We start from the raw sequence: 15989 nt of genomic DNA, 5'->3' as shown, positions 1-15989 counted from the left end.
GGCTATTTCCTTGTCATTTTGACTAATTGGGCAATATCGTCAGCATTAATATTAACACCATGTAGCCTCAGAACGTTGCCACCAACCAAACGAATTAACATATCGCCACGACCAGTGAGCTTTTCCGCACCTGTTTCGTCCAGAATGATGCGTGATTCAGCAGCAGTACGAACAGTCAGAGCAATACGGCTGGGAACGTTGCTGCGTAGCAAGCCACTGAAAGTGTCAGCATCAGGGCGTTGTGTTGCTAGAACGAGATGAATGCCCGTTGCGCGGGCTTTTTGCGCAAGCCGTACCAAATAGGTTTCCGTGTCTTGTGATTCCATCAACAGAGCGGATAATTCTTCAACAAATACAACAATAAAAGGAAGCTGGATGACTTGCTTGGTTAAGCCCTCTTCCAAATCCCGCACGCCTGCATCGGCTAATACTTGTTCCCGACGCTCCATTTCACCCACTAGTTCTTTGAGTAGCTTCAGTGCGGCTGGCGCATCTATGACTAAACCTTCAGGAGCAAGATGGGCTAACTGCTTATACGCCGTAAACTCAACTCTTTTGGGGTCAATCAAATAAATTTGAAGTTGCTCAGGCGTGCAACTTTGTATAAGTGAAGCAATGAGAGCGTGCAACAGGACACTTTTTCCGCTGCCCGTTGTGCCTGCAACTAACAGATGCGGTGCTTTTGCCAGATCAAAACTGTATGGTTTACCCAAGACATCCACACCGGGATAAACAGGCAGCAAGAACGTTGTACTTTTCCCTTGTTCTATCCAACGGCTTTGTTCATGGAATCCTTGGGAATGCCAAGATGAGGCAGGACGTGGTACATCCAATCCGATCACTTTGGGTTGGTTAGTTTCATGGGTGAAAATGCCTTGTTCTTGCAAGCCTAAAGAAAATGCCAATGTATCCAGATTCCGCTTCAATTTGCTAAGGTCATTAGCATCAGGCAGATGCAACATAAAACGGGTTAAACGAGAGCCATCTATGGTTTCTTTGATATGCCCACGAACACCTATTTCTTCTAACATTTCCAGTAATGGTAGTGGGGCGGCATTTCTATCCTGCTGTTTTGCTGTATTCAGGTTGCTGAATAAGGATTGATACAGGTACTCATGGAAATCGTGTGACTCCCGCCAACTGGTGCGAAACTCATCTAAACCGCGCCGGATGTGACGTTGTAACAAACGGACAAACATTTCCTCATCAGTAAACAAATCTTGTTGATGGTAGTTACTTATTAACAGACGATAGAGATCAGTAAAATTTTCATCATCAGGCTTGCCTTCTCCACAGACTTGCTCCAATGAGTATTCTTTGCCGTCACTAGTTCCAAAGTCATAGTGTTCGCCCGGTGGCGTGGTCATTTTCAGAGAGCGTGCCAATGCCAAGCGCAAAATTTGCCATTTATACCGACCTGCCAACAAACCTTTGCGTTGAACAAGCTCAATGGTTCTCTCATCATTAAGACTTGTATTTACTTTAGCCATTTAATACATAGCCTCATCTTTTATCGGTTGCGTATGTGCGCCATCTTGGCTGTTTTCCAAGCGATATTCTCTATAGATATATTGTCTAAGTCGATGGTAATCCTCTGCAATAATTTCAGAGTCTGTAGGTAGTAAAATAATTTGTCGTCCTAATGCAGGATAATACTGTTCCAATAAGTTGATACGGTGTAATCGGTCAATTCGCGCAAGCGGTGTGTCAATAATGACAGGAGCTTCTTTTCCTGAAACATCCTTCAACGCCCATAACAGAGCTTGAGCAACCAGTTGCTTCATCCCAGACGAAATATTGGCCATGCCAACCAGTTCGCCATGTGCATTTTCATAAGAGAGACTGAAATTTTCATCAACTTTGATTTTGTGGATCAAGTGATGTGATGTCATTAACGCATTAAAACGAATATTAATTTTTTCTTCAATTTGCTCACGCCGCCGCTTCTTTAAGTCTTGCTTGTAGTCACGATAAATCGTTTGTAGTTTCTGTGCCAACTCCAATTTTTCTTGGCTAGAGCTTAGTTGACGCAGTTTGGTATCTTGTGTTTTTACTGCTTGCTGTTTTTGATCAACCATTCGTTGAGCTTGCTTAATAGCATCTTCTTTTTGACCAATAGCTTTCAGAATTTCATCACGCACTGCTTGCAGTTTACCAATTTCTGCTTTGTGTCCCTGAAATTTTTTCTGTTCGTCTTGGTCAAGACTGCTGACATCATCCAGCTTTTGCTGGATTGTACGCTGTTGGCGTTTTAAATCACTGATGCTTTGACTTTCTCGTCCTAAACGTTGACGTTCTGTATCTGCTTGCAAGAAAAACTGGAGGCGTTTAAGTAATTTGGTCGTCCGAACGCTATCCAGCTTGAATTTCAAACCTGAACTTTCAGTCACTGGCATTGGTGCATATAGCTTTTCATACATTGATAGCAAACCAGCCAGTTTTTGCTGAAAGAAGTTTCGCTGATCCTGATAAATATCGGGATATGGTAGAGGTTCTTCATGCAATAGTTTTTGTGGCAGTTGTTTCTTTAATTCTGACAGCAGTTTACCAATAGGGCTTTCTGTTTGTTTCGTTAAATGAGAAAGGCTTTGTTCAGCCGATTGCAGCAATTCAGGCACTAATAGTACCGGCGCAATCGGGGTGAAATCATCAGTGAACTGTTGTGTTTTCTGCTCCAACTGCTTTCTTATTTCGTCTATCTGAGTTGTCAGTCGTGTCTCATCTTCTTGTAGAGCGAACGCACGTTTTGATTGAATATAACTTTCAAGATTTTTAATTTTGTAGGTGTATTCTTGATTTTTCTCTTCCAGAATCCGTACTTCTGCCTGAAGTGCTTCATGGGTTGCGCAACTAATCTGCAACTCACCGTGAAGCTTATCCAGCTCTGCCTGTTCTATTCTGGCTGAACCTTCCCGTCGCCAATTTGAAATGTTTTTACCAATATACTCATCCAACAGGTCAACTGTTGCTATATCAAGAATTTTCTCAATTTGTTCTAATTGGCGGGTACGGTTAGCTTCAGCAAGTGTTTGTACTTGCTCCCCATCATAAATAAAAAATGGTAAAAGATGGCGAGGTAAAATATTTTCAAGAAATGCATCTGCATCTTCCTGATCAGTAATGCTGTGACCATCGCTGAACGTAATTTCTAGCAAACCATTGTCGGTATAGTTTTCTTGATGTATTGGCCAAAATCGGCGCACAGATGCTTTTTCGCCGCGCTCAGTCCATTCTAATGTAATGGAGAAGTCTCCATCAGGTTCTGCCTTGCGAGCTTCAGTATTCAGGATACCTTGCCATTCATTTCCAGCACCTTGAATATAATCCTTTGGGCGTAATTTTCGACCTGTTTGCACAGTAGAAAGCATGGCATCACTCGTGCCTAGGAATAGCAGTTTGACACTATTGATGAAACTGGTCTTGCCATAGCCATTACGCCCATGAATCAGGGCAATATTCCGCCGAGTGTCTGTTGCAGGACTCAGGTCAAATATTTGCTGCCCCCGATAGGAGAACAGGTTGCTGATGATAACGCGATCAATAATCATGAGTTGCTTTCCATCACCTGTGGGATGGCTTGGTTAATTTGGGTTGTTGCTTTGGTAATAAACTCGCCTACCTTCCGTTCCAATTCAGCTTTTGCCCCCCAACGCCCCATGTCACCCTCAGCCTCTCGACCAAGTTGCAACAAGGACTCAAGCAATTCAGATGGCAGGTCATTTTCAATTGCCAGTTTTTCAATGATGTCTTTTTCTATGCTGACAGCTACGGGCATAAGACTCTCCAATGCAGGGACTTCCCGACCAAATGGTTTGACGAGTTCAGATACACTTTGATTTGAATAATCGAAGTCACTAATCCACTGCTGCTGAATATATGCCAGTTCTGCATCAGAAATCAGCTCAAAACCCGTTTTTCTTTCCGTTTCGAGCAATTTTTTCAAGAGCATTTTTCTTGCATCAGGTTTGAATGGCCCTAACCCTACTTGATTGTTCCGCCGTACTGGACTCCGATAACTTTCGTTTTCACGCATTTCCTTCAGCCAGTTACGAAATTGGTAGAGAGGTTCCAAACGGGTTTCATGTAGCAGGAAACCCTGCATAGATTTATCTTCTTTAACAACAGTACAAGTCCAGCACCCAAAGCGGCTACCACCACAGGATGGGGTGCTTAAGTCCAGCACAACCGGACATTCGTTGCTATTAGCTTGGCGGTATAATGCCAACATTTCATCATGGGATTTACCCCAAGGTGGTGGGTTAAATGTGTAGAGGTATTCCCACACTTCATCCGTTGTCCAGTTAGCAACGGGTTTGGCAACGAGGGCGTTAGGGATCTCATGGTGTGGATTGAGTTGGCTCTCGTTCTCGGATATAGCCAACATGCGTTTTTTGCGGTCACTACTTTCATCAAGGCGTGTGCCTAGCAACAGAATGACACTGCCGTGGACATGGGCAATAGACTCGATAGCCCGTCGTGACGGCTTGATTTTCATGTAGCTGGTACACCAACGAAAATGTCGTGTTGGTGGTGGATAGCCTCGCCCAATCATTTTTCCCCAAAAGCTCTCTGCCGCAGTCGGCTCAACCAGTTGCACATGAAACGGTAGCCCCCCTGCTTGCGCATTAGCATCAATGGCATTCAGCGTATCACGTACATACTTTGCAACATTAGGAGACTCAACGCGCGTGTCTGATGAAAGGACGTAAACAGGCTTCAGTGCTGCACAGCCTTTAGCTTGCAAGGAATTTACGGTTTCATATACCAACTGCAAAACCAATGTAGAGTCCTTGCCTCCAGAAAAGGCAACAACCCAAGGACGTTCGTCATCAAGATAGAGTTTTTCCAGATACGATAATGTAGATGAATATTTTTCATCCAGCGTAGTTGGTATGCTTTTTGGTTTTGTTTGGGTCATCAGAACAGGTCATTGCAGGGAAAAGAGTGTCATTAGAGCAAAAGAACACTGGTTTGGGTAGCGATCAGTTTCGATCAAGGTGAATTCAAATAAATAGCTAATCCCAATACACCGCCTTTTCAGGAAAAATCCACCGCACCCCACCACGCGGATCTTCCTGATCGCCCACATAACGCGGCATCACATGCACATGCAGGTGAAACACCGTTTGCCCTGCCGCTTCCCCGACATTCACCCCGATGTTATAGCCTGCGGGCTGGTATTGGGTATCCAATTGCTGCTTGGTGAGATGCAGCAATTCATGCAAAGCGTTGAATTCTTCAGGCGTAAGTTCAAACAGTGAAGCCACATGACGCTTCGGAATAAGCAGCGAATGCCCCAACGACACCGGAAAACGATCCCGAATCACCACATGAAACGCATTTTCCGCCACAATATTCGCCGCCGCGAGTTGGCAGAATGGGCAAAATGATGCAGTGGTCATGCGATTACTCCTTACGTGTGTAAGATGAATTTTGTCGTTGATCTTCTCAAAAATCGCGTTTTTTGAGAAGATGCTAAAGGACATACACCAAAATCACGTGTTTCTGAGAAGATGAGAAGAAATTATGCAGATTACATCACTGACAGACTTACTGCCGCAGATGGAAACACCCGCCATCCTGAAGGCGTTAGTGGCCGCACATCGCCACCTTGCAGAACTTAAGGGCATTGCAAAAACCATCCCCAATCAGGAAATTCTGCTCTCCACTCTCAGTTTGCAAGAAGCACAAGACAGTTCCGCGATTGAAAATATTATTACCACCCAAGATGCGCTCTTTAAATACCGCTTACAAGTCGATGTGGTGGATGTGGCAGCCAAAGAAGTCTCAGCCTATGCAGATGGCTTAAGCGTTGGCTACCAGCGAGTGCGTGAACACGGCTTGCTCACCTTGAACACTATTATTGCGATTCAAGAAACATTGGAACAGAGCCGCGCTGGTTTACGCAAAGTACCGGGAACAGTGCTGCGTAATGAGCACACCGGAGAAGTCGTATTTGCACCACCGTCCCCCGAAACCTTGCCAGCCCTGATGAGTGGCTTGGAATACCTGCTGCATGATGAGCAGACGGCACTCGATCCCTTGATTAAAATGGCGCTTATCCACCATCAATTTGAAACCATTCACCCGTTTTACGATGGCAATGGCAGAACAGGGCGTATTATCAACATCCTGTATCTGGTTAAGGAAGGCTTGTTAGACTCGCCCGTGTTGTACCTGAGCCGTTACATCAACCATACCAAAGCGGACTACTACCGTTTGCTGCAACAGGTGCGTGATACCGGCGAATGGCAGGAATGGGTAATTTATATGCTGCGCGGCATTGCCTCAACCGCAAAACACACGATTACGCTGGTTGAAGGCATCAGCGTATTGCTGCAACAGCAAAAACACCATATTCGCCGTCATCACCGTTTTTACAGTCAAGATTTGATCAATAATATTTTTTGCCACCCGTACACCAAAGTACAATTTCTGGAACATGATCTTAACGTGTCTCGTGCCACAGCGACCCGCTATCTGGATGCATTAGCACAGGATGGTGTGCTGGAAAAACACAAACTGGGGCGTGAAAATTATTACCTGAACAAAGCCTTGGTGGATTTGCTGTTCAATATTCCCAAAATGACAACAGACTAATACCCAAAAGCTTAACGGATGTGCGCCGCCGCCATTAACCCCCACCACGCCAGCGTATGCAACCACGCTGCCCACTGATAACGCCGCGCCAATTGCTCCGGCGGAATATTCGTGATCAGAAAAAGCTGCCCGGCCTGCGCCCCTGACATCACATGCGTCCCCGGCAGGCGCTGTTGCGCACGAATATCCGCATCCACCCATTGTTCCGCCGCCGCCAGCACAGTCTGCCATTCGTCCGGGTCGATTTGCCCATTGCCATCCGCATCAAAATTCTGCAATAAGGTGTGATCATCGCGCTTCCAATTCGCCAGCAATACCGCCAAACGTTCGCGCCGTTCCTGCTGCAAATTAGTATCTGCGTGACGTTGTGTTCGCAATTCACCGACGGCATACAACGTCTGTCCGGGGTAAATTGCGTGCAATAAAAACAAGTGGTTATCGCCGGTGCGCGTCACAATTTCCGCTGCTTGCGGGTACAACAAACAGCGCCCAAAGGCATCTTCCAACAAAAACGGCTGGTCTTCCACGTAACCCGGCAACCACACCGTCACCGGCAAATGCGGCAAACCACGGGAACTTTCACCCTCCGGCAACGCCGCCGTGCCGGACAATTCCACATAACCTTGCGCACTGCTGCTCAGCCGTGAAGTGGGCGTATCCACAATCAAGCGATAGCGCCGGTACAAGCCCAACGCAAACCACAAACTCGCCAACGCAGGCAACAACAACCATTCCCGCCCCACGTATTGCGTAAGCACATAGCAAGCCGCCGCCCACCACAGCGCGAAACCCCACGTGCTGGCAGCATTGATCAGCCCACCTTTGCGCAACACCGCAACGCTTTGATTTTGCGCGACGTGATACCAATTGATGCCATCCGCATCGCCTGCAAACGGCGCAACCGGGTCGGGTTCAGGCAGTAAAGTGCGCAGCCACATCCACATCCGCGATTTCCTCAGACTTGAAACTCAACAAACGGAAGGGCTTAAAACTGAACGATTTGGCAATGATTAAATCGGGGAATTGTTCCATGCGGGTATTATTGAGCGCGGCAGAATCGTTATAAAACTCGCGGCGATCCGCAATGCTGTCTTCCAAGCCAGTAATGCGTTCGCGCAAATGCTGGAATGACTCGCTGGCTTTGAGTTCGGGGTAAGCTTCTGCCACCGCAAACAAATTTCCCAACCCAATGCGCAAAGCATTATCAGCGGCTTCCAGCGCCCCCAGATTGCCAAATTGCATCGCACTGACCACGCGATTACGCGCATCCATCACCGTTTGCAGCGTGGTTTGTTCGTAAGCCATGTGTTCTTTGCAGACTGCAATCAGCTTGGGTAACTCGGTGTTGCGTTGCTTTAGCAATACTTCCATATTGCTCCACGCTTTTTCGGCATTGTTTTTGAGTAACACCAATTGGTTGTATAACAGGATGCCCCACAACAGCAGGCCACCCAACAGGGCGAAGAAGATAATGAGTCCGGTATTCATGGTGTTATTTTTATCAATAGTTTATCGGGTTACACCAGTCTAGCAGCTCCTGTTAAGCGCTCCAACGCGGTGCAGATAAGTGGTTGAGCCATTAATTAACCCAACCCACCACTCACCCCTTGCGCTGCGCATCAATCACCGATGGCAATTGCAACAGCTTTTCCAACACCTCGCCGAGTTGTTGCACATCGCGAATTTCCAAGGTGAAATCCATGACCGCCAAACACGGATCGTGCGTATCACGGGTGTGCAGGCTGTGAATATTCACCTTTTCCTTCGCCAGCAAACTCGCAATATCGCCTAGCACGCCCGATTTATTGTACGTCGACACCGTAATGTCGGCGGCATACGCAGCGGTGTGGCTGCCCCAGTCCACTTCAATAATGCGCTCCTCACGTTCCCTGCGTAAGTTGGCAAAATCGGGGCAATCGGTGCGGTGCACAATCACCCCGCGCCCTTGCGACAAATACCCGGCGATCGGGTCTCCATTGACCGGGTGGCAACACGTCGCTAACTGCGTATACAGCTTGCTGACACCGCGCACCTCAATGTCGTTGCCTGCCATGTCGGGGCTGCGGCTTTTGCGCAATTTGAATTCGGACTCGTGCGTACTCAGCAAAAAGCGCCGAATTTGCGCCGGAGATACCTCATTACGCCCCACCGCAATCAAGAAATCGCGCTCCGTTGGGCGATTGAATTGCCGCGCCAGTTCCGTGTAATCCAACTTACCCAAATTGAGCAAATGGCGTTCTTTCTCAAGGATGCGTTCGCCGTCTTTGGCATTCTGTTCGTGGTTTTGCTGACTAAACCATTGACGCACTTTTTGGCGAGTACTGCCAGACATCACGAAACCGAGTTCCGGTTTCATCCAATCCTGACGCGGGTGTTCGTTTTTGCTGGTGAGAATTTCGACCTGATCGCCGTTACCCAGCGCGTAATTAAGCGGCACAATATTGCCATTCACCTTGGCGCCCCGGCAACGGTGCCCGACACTGGTGTGTACGTGATAGGCAAAATCGACCGGCGTTGAGCCTTTTGGCATGTCAATGATCCGCCCCTTGGGTGTGATCACAAACACCCGGTCGCTGAAAACTTCCGTGCGAAAATCGTCCATCAAATCCGTGTCGCTGTCGTTGCTGTCCAGCAAACGCCGCATCGCATTGATCGCATCGCTCATCGCTTGGTCTTGGCGACCGCCCTCTTTGTAATGCCAGTGCGCCGCCACCCCCAGTTCAGCAAAACGGTGCATCTCATGGGTACGGATTTGCACCTCCACAAACTTACTGTCCGGCCCCACCACCACGGTGTGAATCGACTTGTAACCGTTGGGTTTCTTGTGGCTAATGTAATCGTCGTACTCTTCAGGAATGTATCGCCAAGTATTTTGCACCACATCCAGCACGCGGTAGCAGGTACTCTTGTCCTCCACAATCACCCGTACCGCGCGTAAATCGTAGAGTTCGTCAATGCCGATCTGCTTGCGGGTTATCTTTTTCCAAATGCTGTACAAGTGCTTGGGGCGACCGTAAATCTCGGCGTCAATGCCGTTTTCAACCAACAAATCTTTGAGGATATGAATAAAATCAGCAATGTATTGCTCACGTTCAATGCGCTTGCCTGCTAATAATTTAGCGATGCTTTTATAGGTATCGGGTTGCAGAAACCGAAACGACAAATCCTCCAATTCCCACTTAATTTGGCTAATGCCCAAGCGGTTTGCCATCGGCGCGTACAAATCCATGCTCATCCGCGCCACACAACGGTGCAAATCCGACAGCTCCTCGCGCGACAACAAGCGCAGGTGTTGCAAGCTCCACGCCAGCTTAATCAGCACGGTGCGAATGTCTTTAATCATCGCCATCAACATGCGCCGCAACTGTTCACCCTGTTCTTGGCGCGAGCTGCTAGGGTCAGTGTTTTCCACGCAATCACGGAAACGTTGCAGGTTGCGCATGTCTTCACACAAGCGCCGCACAGCTTGCCCGTACTCTTTTTCCACCTCATCCAAACTCAGGTTTTTCTGGAAACGGCTATCGCACAGCAACGCTGCCATCAACGTGGTTTGATCGACATCCAAATGGCGTAAAATTTCAGCAACATCCAGACTGCACGGTTGCAATGCATCAGTCGGCGGCGGCGCTTGCAGCAAATTATCAATGATTTGCCCAATCAGGTAGAAATCGCGCTCGTTGTCGGATACCCAAAAGCGCTCAATCCACGCTTGACGGGTGCGTGACTCGGTATCAGTGGTTCGGCTATGTCGCATGTCAGCAAAGCTTCCTCTCTAGCAAATAATTGTTATTTATAGTGTGGTAATGACCGCCTCCAATTGTGCGAGGTGGTGAATGGTCGCATCCGGTGCTATTCCGCCCGGCCATGCTTGATGTTCAGGGTTAAACCAAACCGTGCGCAAGCCAGCACTCGCCGCGCCCTGAATATCCCGTACCGGGTCATCGCCCACGTAAACCGCTTGTTGCGGAGCGATACCCACACGCGCCAATGCTTGATGAAAAATAGCCGGGTGTGGTTTCGCGACCCCGGCCTCCGCCGAACTGTGCGCAAATTGAAACAAATGCCCAATGCCGATGTGGTGCACATTGGCATTGCCGTTGCTGATAACACCGAGCAAAAAACGTGCCGACAGTGACTCCAGCGTCGCCAACGCCCCCTCATAGAAGGTCACTTGATTGCGTGCCAGCCAAAAAACATCAAACCCAGCGTCTACCAAAGTATCAGGGTAAGCGTGTGCTTGCGCCAAGGTTGCCAACCAGTTTTTGCGTAGCACGGTAAGATTATAGTGCAACTCAGGGTATTGCTGCATGTAGTTCATGCGGTGCTGGATCAGCTCCAATGGCGCATACTGTGCGGTAATGCGCGGGCAGTGTTGCTGCAACCACGCATAAAAGTGTTGTTCCGCGCGTTGAATCACCGGCTTTACCGGCCACAAGGTGTCATCAAGATCAAAAACAATGCAACGTATAGTCATGAGGCAACTCAAGATTTAGGTTAGAATTTATCGGTGCTCTTAGCATCCGCTAACACCGTGATAATCAGTGGAGGTTACATGAAAATCCAGCGTTTAATAGTAATGGCTGCAAGCTTATTGTTATTCCCTAGCGCATTATGGGCGCAAACCGTGGTGCTCGTACACGGTTTCCAAAGCACCGGCATGGACTGGCGTGAACAAGGCGTGACTCCCGTATTGCAACAATACGGCTGGGTCGACGGCGGCAACGTGGTGATGACCCCGCAAGGCGCTTACAGCCTCAGCAACCCGGCGGTTAAACCAGAACGCATGTTCTACACCGTGGAATTGCCCTCCCGCGCCCCGATTATGCTGCAAACGTATTGGCTCAACGCCTACCTGCAACACATTCACACCCAACGCCAAGAACCGCTGACGTTGGTCGGGCATTCCGCTGGCGGCTTGGTGTCACGCGCTTGGCTGGTCAGCGCCAACAGTGTCCCCGTGGAAACTCTGGTAACGGTAGCAACCCCGCACGTGGGCACCCCCAGCGCGGATTTGGCGAGTTTGGCAACCGACACCCCAATGGGCTTTTTCGCGGACATGATGGGCTTTGATCACTGGAGCGGTCAGCCGGATGATTTGTACGATGACCTGCGCGGTGAACAACCGGGGCGGTTTTTGTACTGGCTGAATCACCAGCCGCACCCGTCCATCCGTTATGTCTCAGTGGTGCGGGATAATCAGATGCGCCCTGATCGCTTTGATTTTGTGGTGCCAACGTACAGCCAAAACATGAACAATGTGTTTGCACTGCGTGGTCAGTCTGAATTTTGGACAGTACCACGTTCGCACTTTTTGAGCGTGCGGGATGGGTATGTGTTGGCGCGGATTTTGGGGCGCTAACAATTCGCCATAAACCCCCAATTTCCTACCGCACATTCGGTTAGAGTGCTGAATGCAGCAGCAGCTTGCAGTATACTTGCCCCCTTTCAGGCATAAACGTAAAGCAAGCAAGTTATGGCTAACTATGACCTTTCCACCTTTCAAGGGCTGATTCTGGCTCTGCAAGATTACTGGGCGCAACAGGGCTGCGTCATCATGCAACCGTATGACATGGAAATGGGCGCGGGAACGTTCCACCCCGCGACCTTCCTGCGTTCCATCGGCCCTGAGCCGTGGCGGGCAGCATACGTGCAACCGTCACGCCGCCCCACGGATGGACGTTACGGCGAAAACCCCAACCGTCTGCAACACTATTACCAGTTTCAGGTCTTGCTGAAGCCGTCGCCCGACAATATTCAGGAACTCTACCTCGGTTCGCTGCAAATGCTCGGTTTCGACCCGCTGGTGCATGACATCCGCTTCGTCGAAGACAACTGGGAATCGCCCACGCTGGGCGCATGGGGCTTGGGTTGGGAAGTGTGGCTGAACGGCATGGAAGTCACCCAGTTCACCTACTTCCAGCAAGTCGGCGGCTTGGATTGCAAGCCCGTCAGCGGCGAGATCACCTACGGTCTGGAACGCCTCGCCATGTACATGCAGAACGTGCAAAGCGTCTACGATCTGGTGTGGACAAAAGGCCCACAAGGGGTTGTCACCTACGGCAACGTTTACCACCAGAACGAAGTCGAACAATCCACCTACAACTTTGAACACGCCAATGTTGAAGAGCTATTCCACACCTTTGATGTGTGCGAACGCGAAAGCCAGCGCCTGATCGAAGCCGGGTTGCCGTTGCCTGCTTACGAACAAATGCTCAAAGCCTCGCACACCTTCAATTTGCTGGATGCGCGAAAAGCCATTTCCGTGACCGAACGCCAGCGTTTCATTTTGCGGGTGCGTACCTTGTCGCGGGCGATTGCCGAAGCCTATTACAACGTCCGTGAAGCCTTAGGCTTCCCGATGCTGTCCGCAGGAGAAAAATAATGTTACACGATTTATTGGTGGAAATTGGCACGGAAGAGTTGCCACCCAAAGCCCTGAAAAAACTCTCGGATGCGTTCACAGCGGGCATTGTCGCAGGTCTGGCAGATGCCGGTCTGGTCGCAGCAGAAGTCTACCCTTACGCCGCGCCGCGCCGTCTGGCGGTGTGGTTGAAAGGCGTGCCGCAGCAACAAGCCGATCAAATTATCGAGCGCAAAGGCCCCGCATTGGCAGCCGCGTTCGATAAGGAAGGCAACCCCAGCAAAGCGGCGGAAGGGTTTGCGCGGTCGTGCGGCGTGGCGTTCGCGGACTTGCAACAGAGTGATACCGACAAAGGCGGCTGGCTGATCTTCCGCCAGCAGCAAGTCGGGCTGCAAACTACCGCGTTATTCCCTGCGATTGTCGAAAAATCCCTCGCGGCATTGCCCATCCCGAAGCGGATGCGCTGGGGCAGCGGCACGGCTGAATTCGTGCGCCCGATTCATTGGATCGTGATGCTGGCAGACGATGCGGTGATTGATGCTGAAATGCTCAGTATCAAAACCGGGCGCGAAACCCGTGGACACCGTTTCCACGCGCCTGCTCCTATCGCGATTACCACGCCTGCCGATTACGCCGTGCAATTGGGTGATGCGTATGTGGTCGCCCGCTTTGAAGCGCGGCGTGACATGATCAAGACTAAAGTCGAAGCGCTTGCTGCTGAACTTGGCGGCACTGCCATCATGCCGGAAGAGCTGCTGGATGAAGTCACCGGCTTGGTCGAATGGCCTGTCCCCGTGGCGGGGCGTTTTGAGGAACGTTTCCTCGACGTGCCACAGGAAGCCTTGATTTCCACCATGCAGGACAACCAGAAATATTTCGCGCTGGTGGATGCGGCGGGCAAACTGATGCCGAACTTCATCACCGTCGCCAATATCGAAAGCCGCGATGTGACGCAAATTTCCACCGGCAACGAGCGCGTCATCCGCCCGCGTTTCAGCGATGCCGAATTCTTCTGGACGCAAGACAAAAAGACCTCGCTGGAAAGCCGCCGCGAACAACTTAAGAAAATGGTGTTCCAGCAAAAACTCGGCACGCTGTACGACAAGTCCGAGCGCGTTGCGCTGTTGGCGGCGGATATTGCCAAACGCATGGGCGGCGATGAAGCCTTAGCCATCCGCGCAGCACAACTCGGCAAGTGTGACCTCGTGACCAGCATGGTGTTTGAATTCACCGAACTGCAAGGCACGATGGGGCGTTATTACGCCAACCACGATGGCGAAGCCGCTGAAGTTGCCAGCGCGATGGAAGAGCAATACATGCCGCGCTTTGCGGGTGATGAGCTGCCTTCCACGGCTACCGGACGCATTTTGGCGCTGGCGGAGCGGCTGGATACCCTCACCGGCATTTTCGGCATCGGGCAAAAACCGACGGGCGCAAAAGACCCGTTCGGATTGCGCCGTGCGGCGTTAGGTGTGTTGCGTATCTTGATCGAGTTGCAATTGCCGCTGGATTTAGCTGATTTGCTGGATAAAGCTGCTGACGGTTTAGCCCCACATCTTGGTAGCAAACCGGATACGCAAGAAGCCTTGGATTACATCCTCGAACGCTTGCGCGCTTACTATCAGGAACAGAGCATTGGCGCGGAATTGGTGGAAGCGGTTGCGTCCCTCAAGCCCACCCAGCCGTTGGATTTTGATCGCCGCGTCAAAGCGGTTGCTGCTTTCCGCCAATTGACCGCTGCTGAGAGCCTTGCGGCTGCCAACAAGCGTATTGGCAATATCTTGAAAAAGGTCGAGGGCAGTTTGCCGGACAGCGTAAACCCGACCTTGTTGCAGCTTGAGGCGGAACAAGCGCTTGCCAGTTCGGTGCAGTATCAGGAAAACAAGGTTGTGCCATTGTTTGCGGCGGGTCAATACGAAGCCGCGTTGCTGTCATTGGCGGAATTGCGCGAACCCGTGGACAAGTTCTTCGATGATGTCATGGTGATGGCGGACGATGTGGACTTGAAAAACAATCGGCTGGCGTTGCTGAATCGCTTGCGTGGCTTGTTCCTGCGCGTTGCTGATTTGTCCGTACTCTAAATCAGGAATCGCATGGTACTGCCACCGCGTTTGCTGGGCGCGTTTCCAGCGCTGTTTGTGTTGCTGTGGAGTACCGGCTTTATCGGCGCAAAATACGGCCTGCCGTATGCCGATCCGCTGGCGTTTCTGACAGCACGTTATGTGTTGGTGATTGCCGCCCTCTCCGTATTGGCGTGGGCGGGTAAAGCTGTTTGGGAAACCAATCCGAAGCAATTATTCCATTTGATGGTGGCGGGTTTGCTGTTGCAGGCAACGTATCTGGGCGGGGTATTTGTGGCGATTAGTCACGGTTTGCCCGCTGGCTTAACCAGTTTGATTGTGGGTTTGCAGCCCTTGCTCACGGCGCTGTTTGCGGGGATTTTGCTGGGCGAAACGGTGCGGCGCTATCAGTGGGTGGGGATTGCGACGGGTTTGCTGGGTGTGATTCTGGTGCTGGCGGAAAAAGCCAGTGCGGGGGCTGCGCATAGTTTTGGCTGGGAAGCGGTCATTCCGGCATTGTGCGCGTTGCTCGGCATTACCTTTGGGACGTTGTACCAAAAGCGCTTTTGCTCGCATTTCGATTTGCGCACGGGGTCGGTGGTGCAGTTTGTCCCGTCATTACTCGCAACGGCTTTGCTTGTACCCGTGCACGGTGAATGGCGGATTGCGTGGACGGGCGATTTCATTTTTGCGTTGGGATGGTTGGTAATCGTGCTGTCTTTGGGTGCAATCAGCTTGCTTAACCTGTTGATTCGGCATCAAGGCGCGACCAATGTGACCAGCTTGTTTTACCTGACACCGGCGGTAACGACGTTGATTGCGTGGTTGCTGTTTGATGAACGCCTGACTTTGTTGCAAGGCTTTGGCATGGCGTTGACGATGCTGGGCGTGTGGCTGGTGCGGCGCGTACCGCCAGTTGTGCGGGCGTAACCAACACGGTAGAGACGCAACATTTTGCGTCTCTACCA

13 protein-coding genes are annotated in these 15989 nt (G+C 50.5%); 5 read left to right on the top strand and 8 right to left on the bottom strand.

Annotated elements, in window-relative coordinates; all coding sequences use genetic code 11:
- Nucleotides 1–2 precede the first annotated feature (2 nt).
- The 4 genes from L3K52_03595 to L3K52_03580 form a co-directional block, all read right to left on the bottom strand.
- Nucleotides 3–1490, bottom strand: coding sequence for a DUF87 domain-containing protein (locus L3K52_03595; GenBank protein ID UOG92823.1), 1488 nt, complete (start codon nt 1488–1490; stop codon nt 3–5).
- Nucleotides 1491–3548 (bottom strand): DNA sulfur modification protein DndD, encoded by a 2058-nt coding sequence (gene dndD / locus L3K52_03590; protein ID UOG92822.1) that lies wholly within the window; start codon nt 3546–3548, stop codon nt 1491–1493.
- Nucleotides 3545–4918: a DNA phosphorothioation system sulfurtransferase DndC gene (dndC, locus tag L3K52_03585; GenBank protein ID UOG92821.1), complete on the bottom strand. Its 1374-nt coding sequence runs from the start codon at nt 4916–4918 to the stop codon at nt 3545–3547. Before dndC ends, dndD begins: the two co-directional genes overlap by 4 nt.
- A gap of 97 nt (nt 4919–5015) precedes the next feature.
- On the bottom strand, nt 5016–5402 hold the full coding sequence (locus tag L3K52_03580) for an HIT family protein (GenBank protein ID UOG92820.1): 387 nt from the start codon (nt 5400–5402) through the stop codon (nt 5016–5018).
- 124 nt (nt 5403–5526) lie between these two features.
- On the opposite strand from L3K52_03580, the gene L3K52_03575 reads away from it, so the two are divergent.
- Nucleotides 5527–6600 carry a Fic family protein gene (locus L3K52_03575; GenBank protein ID UOG92819.1) on the top strand — a complete coding sequence of 358 codons (1074 nt, stop codon included), beginning with the start codon at nt 5527–5529 and terminating at the stop codon, nt 6598–6600.
- Nucleotides 6601–6611: 11 nt separating this feature from the next.
- Here the strand turns inward: L3K52_03575 and L3K52_03570 are convergent, their stop codons facing one another.
- The 4 genes from L3K52_03570 to L3K52_03555 form a co-directional block, all read right to left on the bottom strand.
- Nucleotides 6612–7544, bottom strand: coding sequence for an EF-hand domain-containing protein (locus L3K52_03570; GenBank protein ID UOG92818.1), 933 nt, complete (start codon nt 7542–7544; stop codon nt 6612–6614).
- Nucleotides 7513–8088, bottom strand: a complete 576-nt coding sequence (locus L3K52_03565) for a LemA family protein (GenBank protein UOG92817.1) — start codon at nt 8086–8088, stop codon at nt 7513–7515. Before L3K52_03565 ends, L3K52_03570 begins: the two co-directional genes overlap by 32 nt.
- A gap of 112 nt (nt 8089–8200) precedes the next feature.
- Entirely contained in the window at nt 8201–10354 is a 2154-nt protein-coding gene (locus L3K52_03560; protein UOG92816.1) for a bifunctional (p)ppGpp synthetase/guanosine-3',5'-bis(diphosphate) 3'-pyrophosphohydrolase, read from the bottom strand.
- 36 nt (nt 10355–10390) lie between these two features.
- Entirely contained in the window at nt 10391–11074 is a 684-nt protein-coding gene (locus L3K52_03555; GenBank protein ID UOG92815.1) for an HAD family hydrolase, read from the bottom strand.
- A 78-nt stretch (nt 11075–11152) separates the two neighbouring features.
- Between L3K52_03555 and L3K52_03550 the strand changes: the two genes are divergently transcribed.
- From L3K52_03550 to L3K52_03535, 4 genes are all read left to right on the top strand, one after another.
- The gene (locus L3K52_03550; GenBank protein ID UOG92814.1) at nt 11153–11959 is read left to right on the top strand and encodes a GPI inositol-deacylase; all 807 of its coding nucleotides are present in this window, start codon (nt 11153–11155) and stop codon (nt 11957–11959) included.
- A 114-nt stretch (nt 11960–12073) separates the two neighbouring features.
- The gene (glyQ, locus tag L3K52_03545; protein UOG92813.1) at nt 12074–12982 is read left to right on the top strand and encodes a glycine--tRNA ligase subunit alpha; all 909 of its coding nucleotides are present in this window, start codon (nt 12074–12076) and stop codon (nt 12980–12982) included.
- Complete coding sequence (glyS, locus tag L3K52_03540; GenBank protein UOG92812.1) at nt 12982–15042, top strand: glycine--tRNA ligase subunit beta; 2061 nt, start codon at nt 12982–12984, stop codon at nt 15040–15042. The genes glyQ and glyS overlap by 1 nt, the downstream gene beginning before the upstream one ends.
- 12 nt (nt 15043–15054) lie before the next feature.
- Nucleotides 15055–15951, top strand: coding sequence for a DMT family transporter (locus L3K52_03535; protein UOG92811.1), 897 nt, complete (start codon nt 15055–15057; stop codon nt 15949–15951).
- Nucleotides 15952–15989 lie beyond the last annotated feature (38 nt).

Source organism: Candidatus Thiothrix sulfatifontis, from assembly GCA_022828425.1.
Lineage (GTDB): Bacteria > Pseudomonadota > Gammaproteobacteria > Thiotrichales > Thiotrichaceae > Thiothrix > Thiothrix sulfatifontis.
The sequence above is the reverse complement of the archived record's forward strand: the minus strand, read 5'-3'. Positions and strand labels throughout refer to the sequence as shown.

What these genes read in the sequence shown, in the direction of transcription:
- glyS (UOG92812.1), top strand. Translation starts at nt 12,982, where the DNA reads ATGTTACACGATTTATTGGTGGAAATTGGCACGGAAGAGTTGCCACCC.
- dndC (UOG92821.1), bottom strand. Translation starts at nt 4,918, where the DNA reads ATGACCCAAACAAAACCAAAAAGCATACCAACTACGCTGGATGAAAAA.
- dndD (UOG92822.1), bottom strand. Translation starts at nt 3,548, where the DNA reads ATGATTATTGATCGCGTTATCATCAGCAACCTGTTCTCCTATCGGGGG.
- L3K52_03570 (UOG92818.1), bottom strand. Translation starts at nt 7,544, where the DNA reads ATGTGGATGTGGCTGCGCACTTTACTGCCTGAACCCGACCCGGTTGCG.
- L3K52_03550 (UOG92814.1), top strand. Translation starts at nt 11,153, where the DNA reads ATGAAAATCCAGCGTTTAATAGTAATGGCTGCAAGCTTATTGTTATTC.
- L3K52_03535 (UOG92811.1), top strand. Translation starts at nt 15,055, where the DNA reads ATGGTACTGCCACCGCGTTTGCTGGGCGCGTTTCCAGCGCTGTTTGTG.
- L3K52_03565 (UOG92817.1), bottom strand. Translation starts at nt 8,088, where the DNA reads ATGAATACCGGACTCATTATCTTCTTCGCCCTGTTGGGTGGCCTGCTG.
- L3K52_03575 (UOG92819.1), top strand. Translation starts at nt 5,527, where the DNA reads ATGCAGATTACATCACTGACAGACTTACTGCCGCAGATGGAAACACCC.
- L3K52_03560 (UOG92816.1), bottom strand. Translation starts at nt 10,354, where the DNA reads ATGCGACATAGCCGAACCACTGATACCGAGTCACGCACCCGTCAAGCG.
- L3K52_03595 (UOG92823.1), bottom strand. Translation starts at nt 1,490, where the DNA reads ATGGCTAAAGTAAATACAAGTCTTAATGATGAGAGAACCATTGAGCTT.
- L3K52_03555 (UOG92815.1), bottom strand. Translation starts at nt 11,074, where the DNA reads ATGACTATACGTTGCATTGTTTTTGATCTTGATGACACCTTGTGGCCG.
- glyQ (UOG92813.1), top strand. Translation starts at nt 12,074, where the DNA reads ATGGCTAACTATGACCTTTCCACCTTTCAAGGGCTGATTCTGGCTCTG.
- L3K52_03580 (UOG92820.1), bottom strand. Translation starts at nt 5,402, where the DNA reads ATGACCACTGCATCATTTTGCCCATTCTGCCAACTCGCGGCGGCGAAT.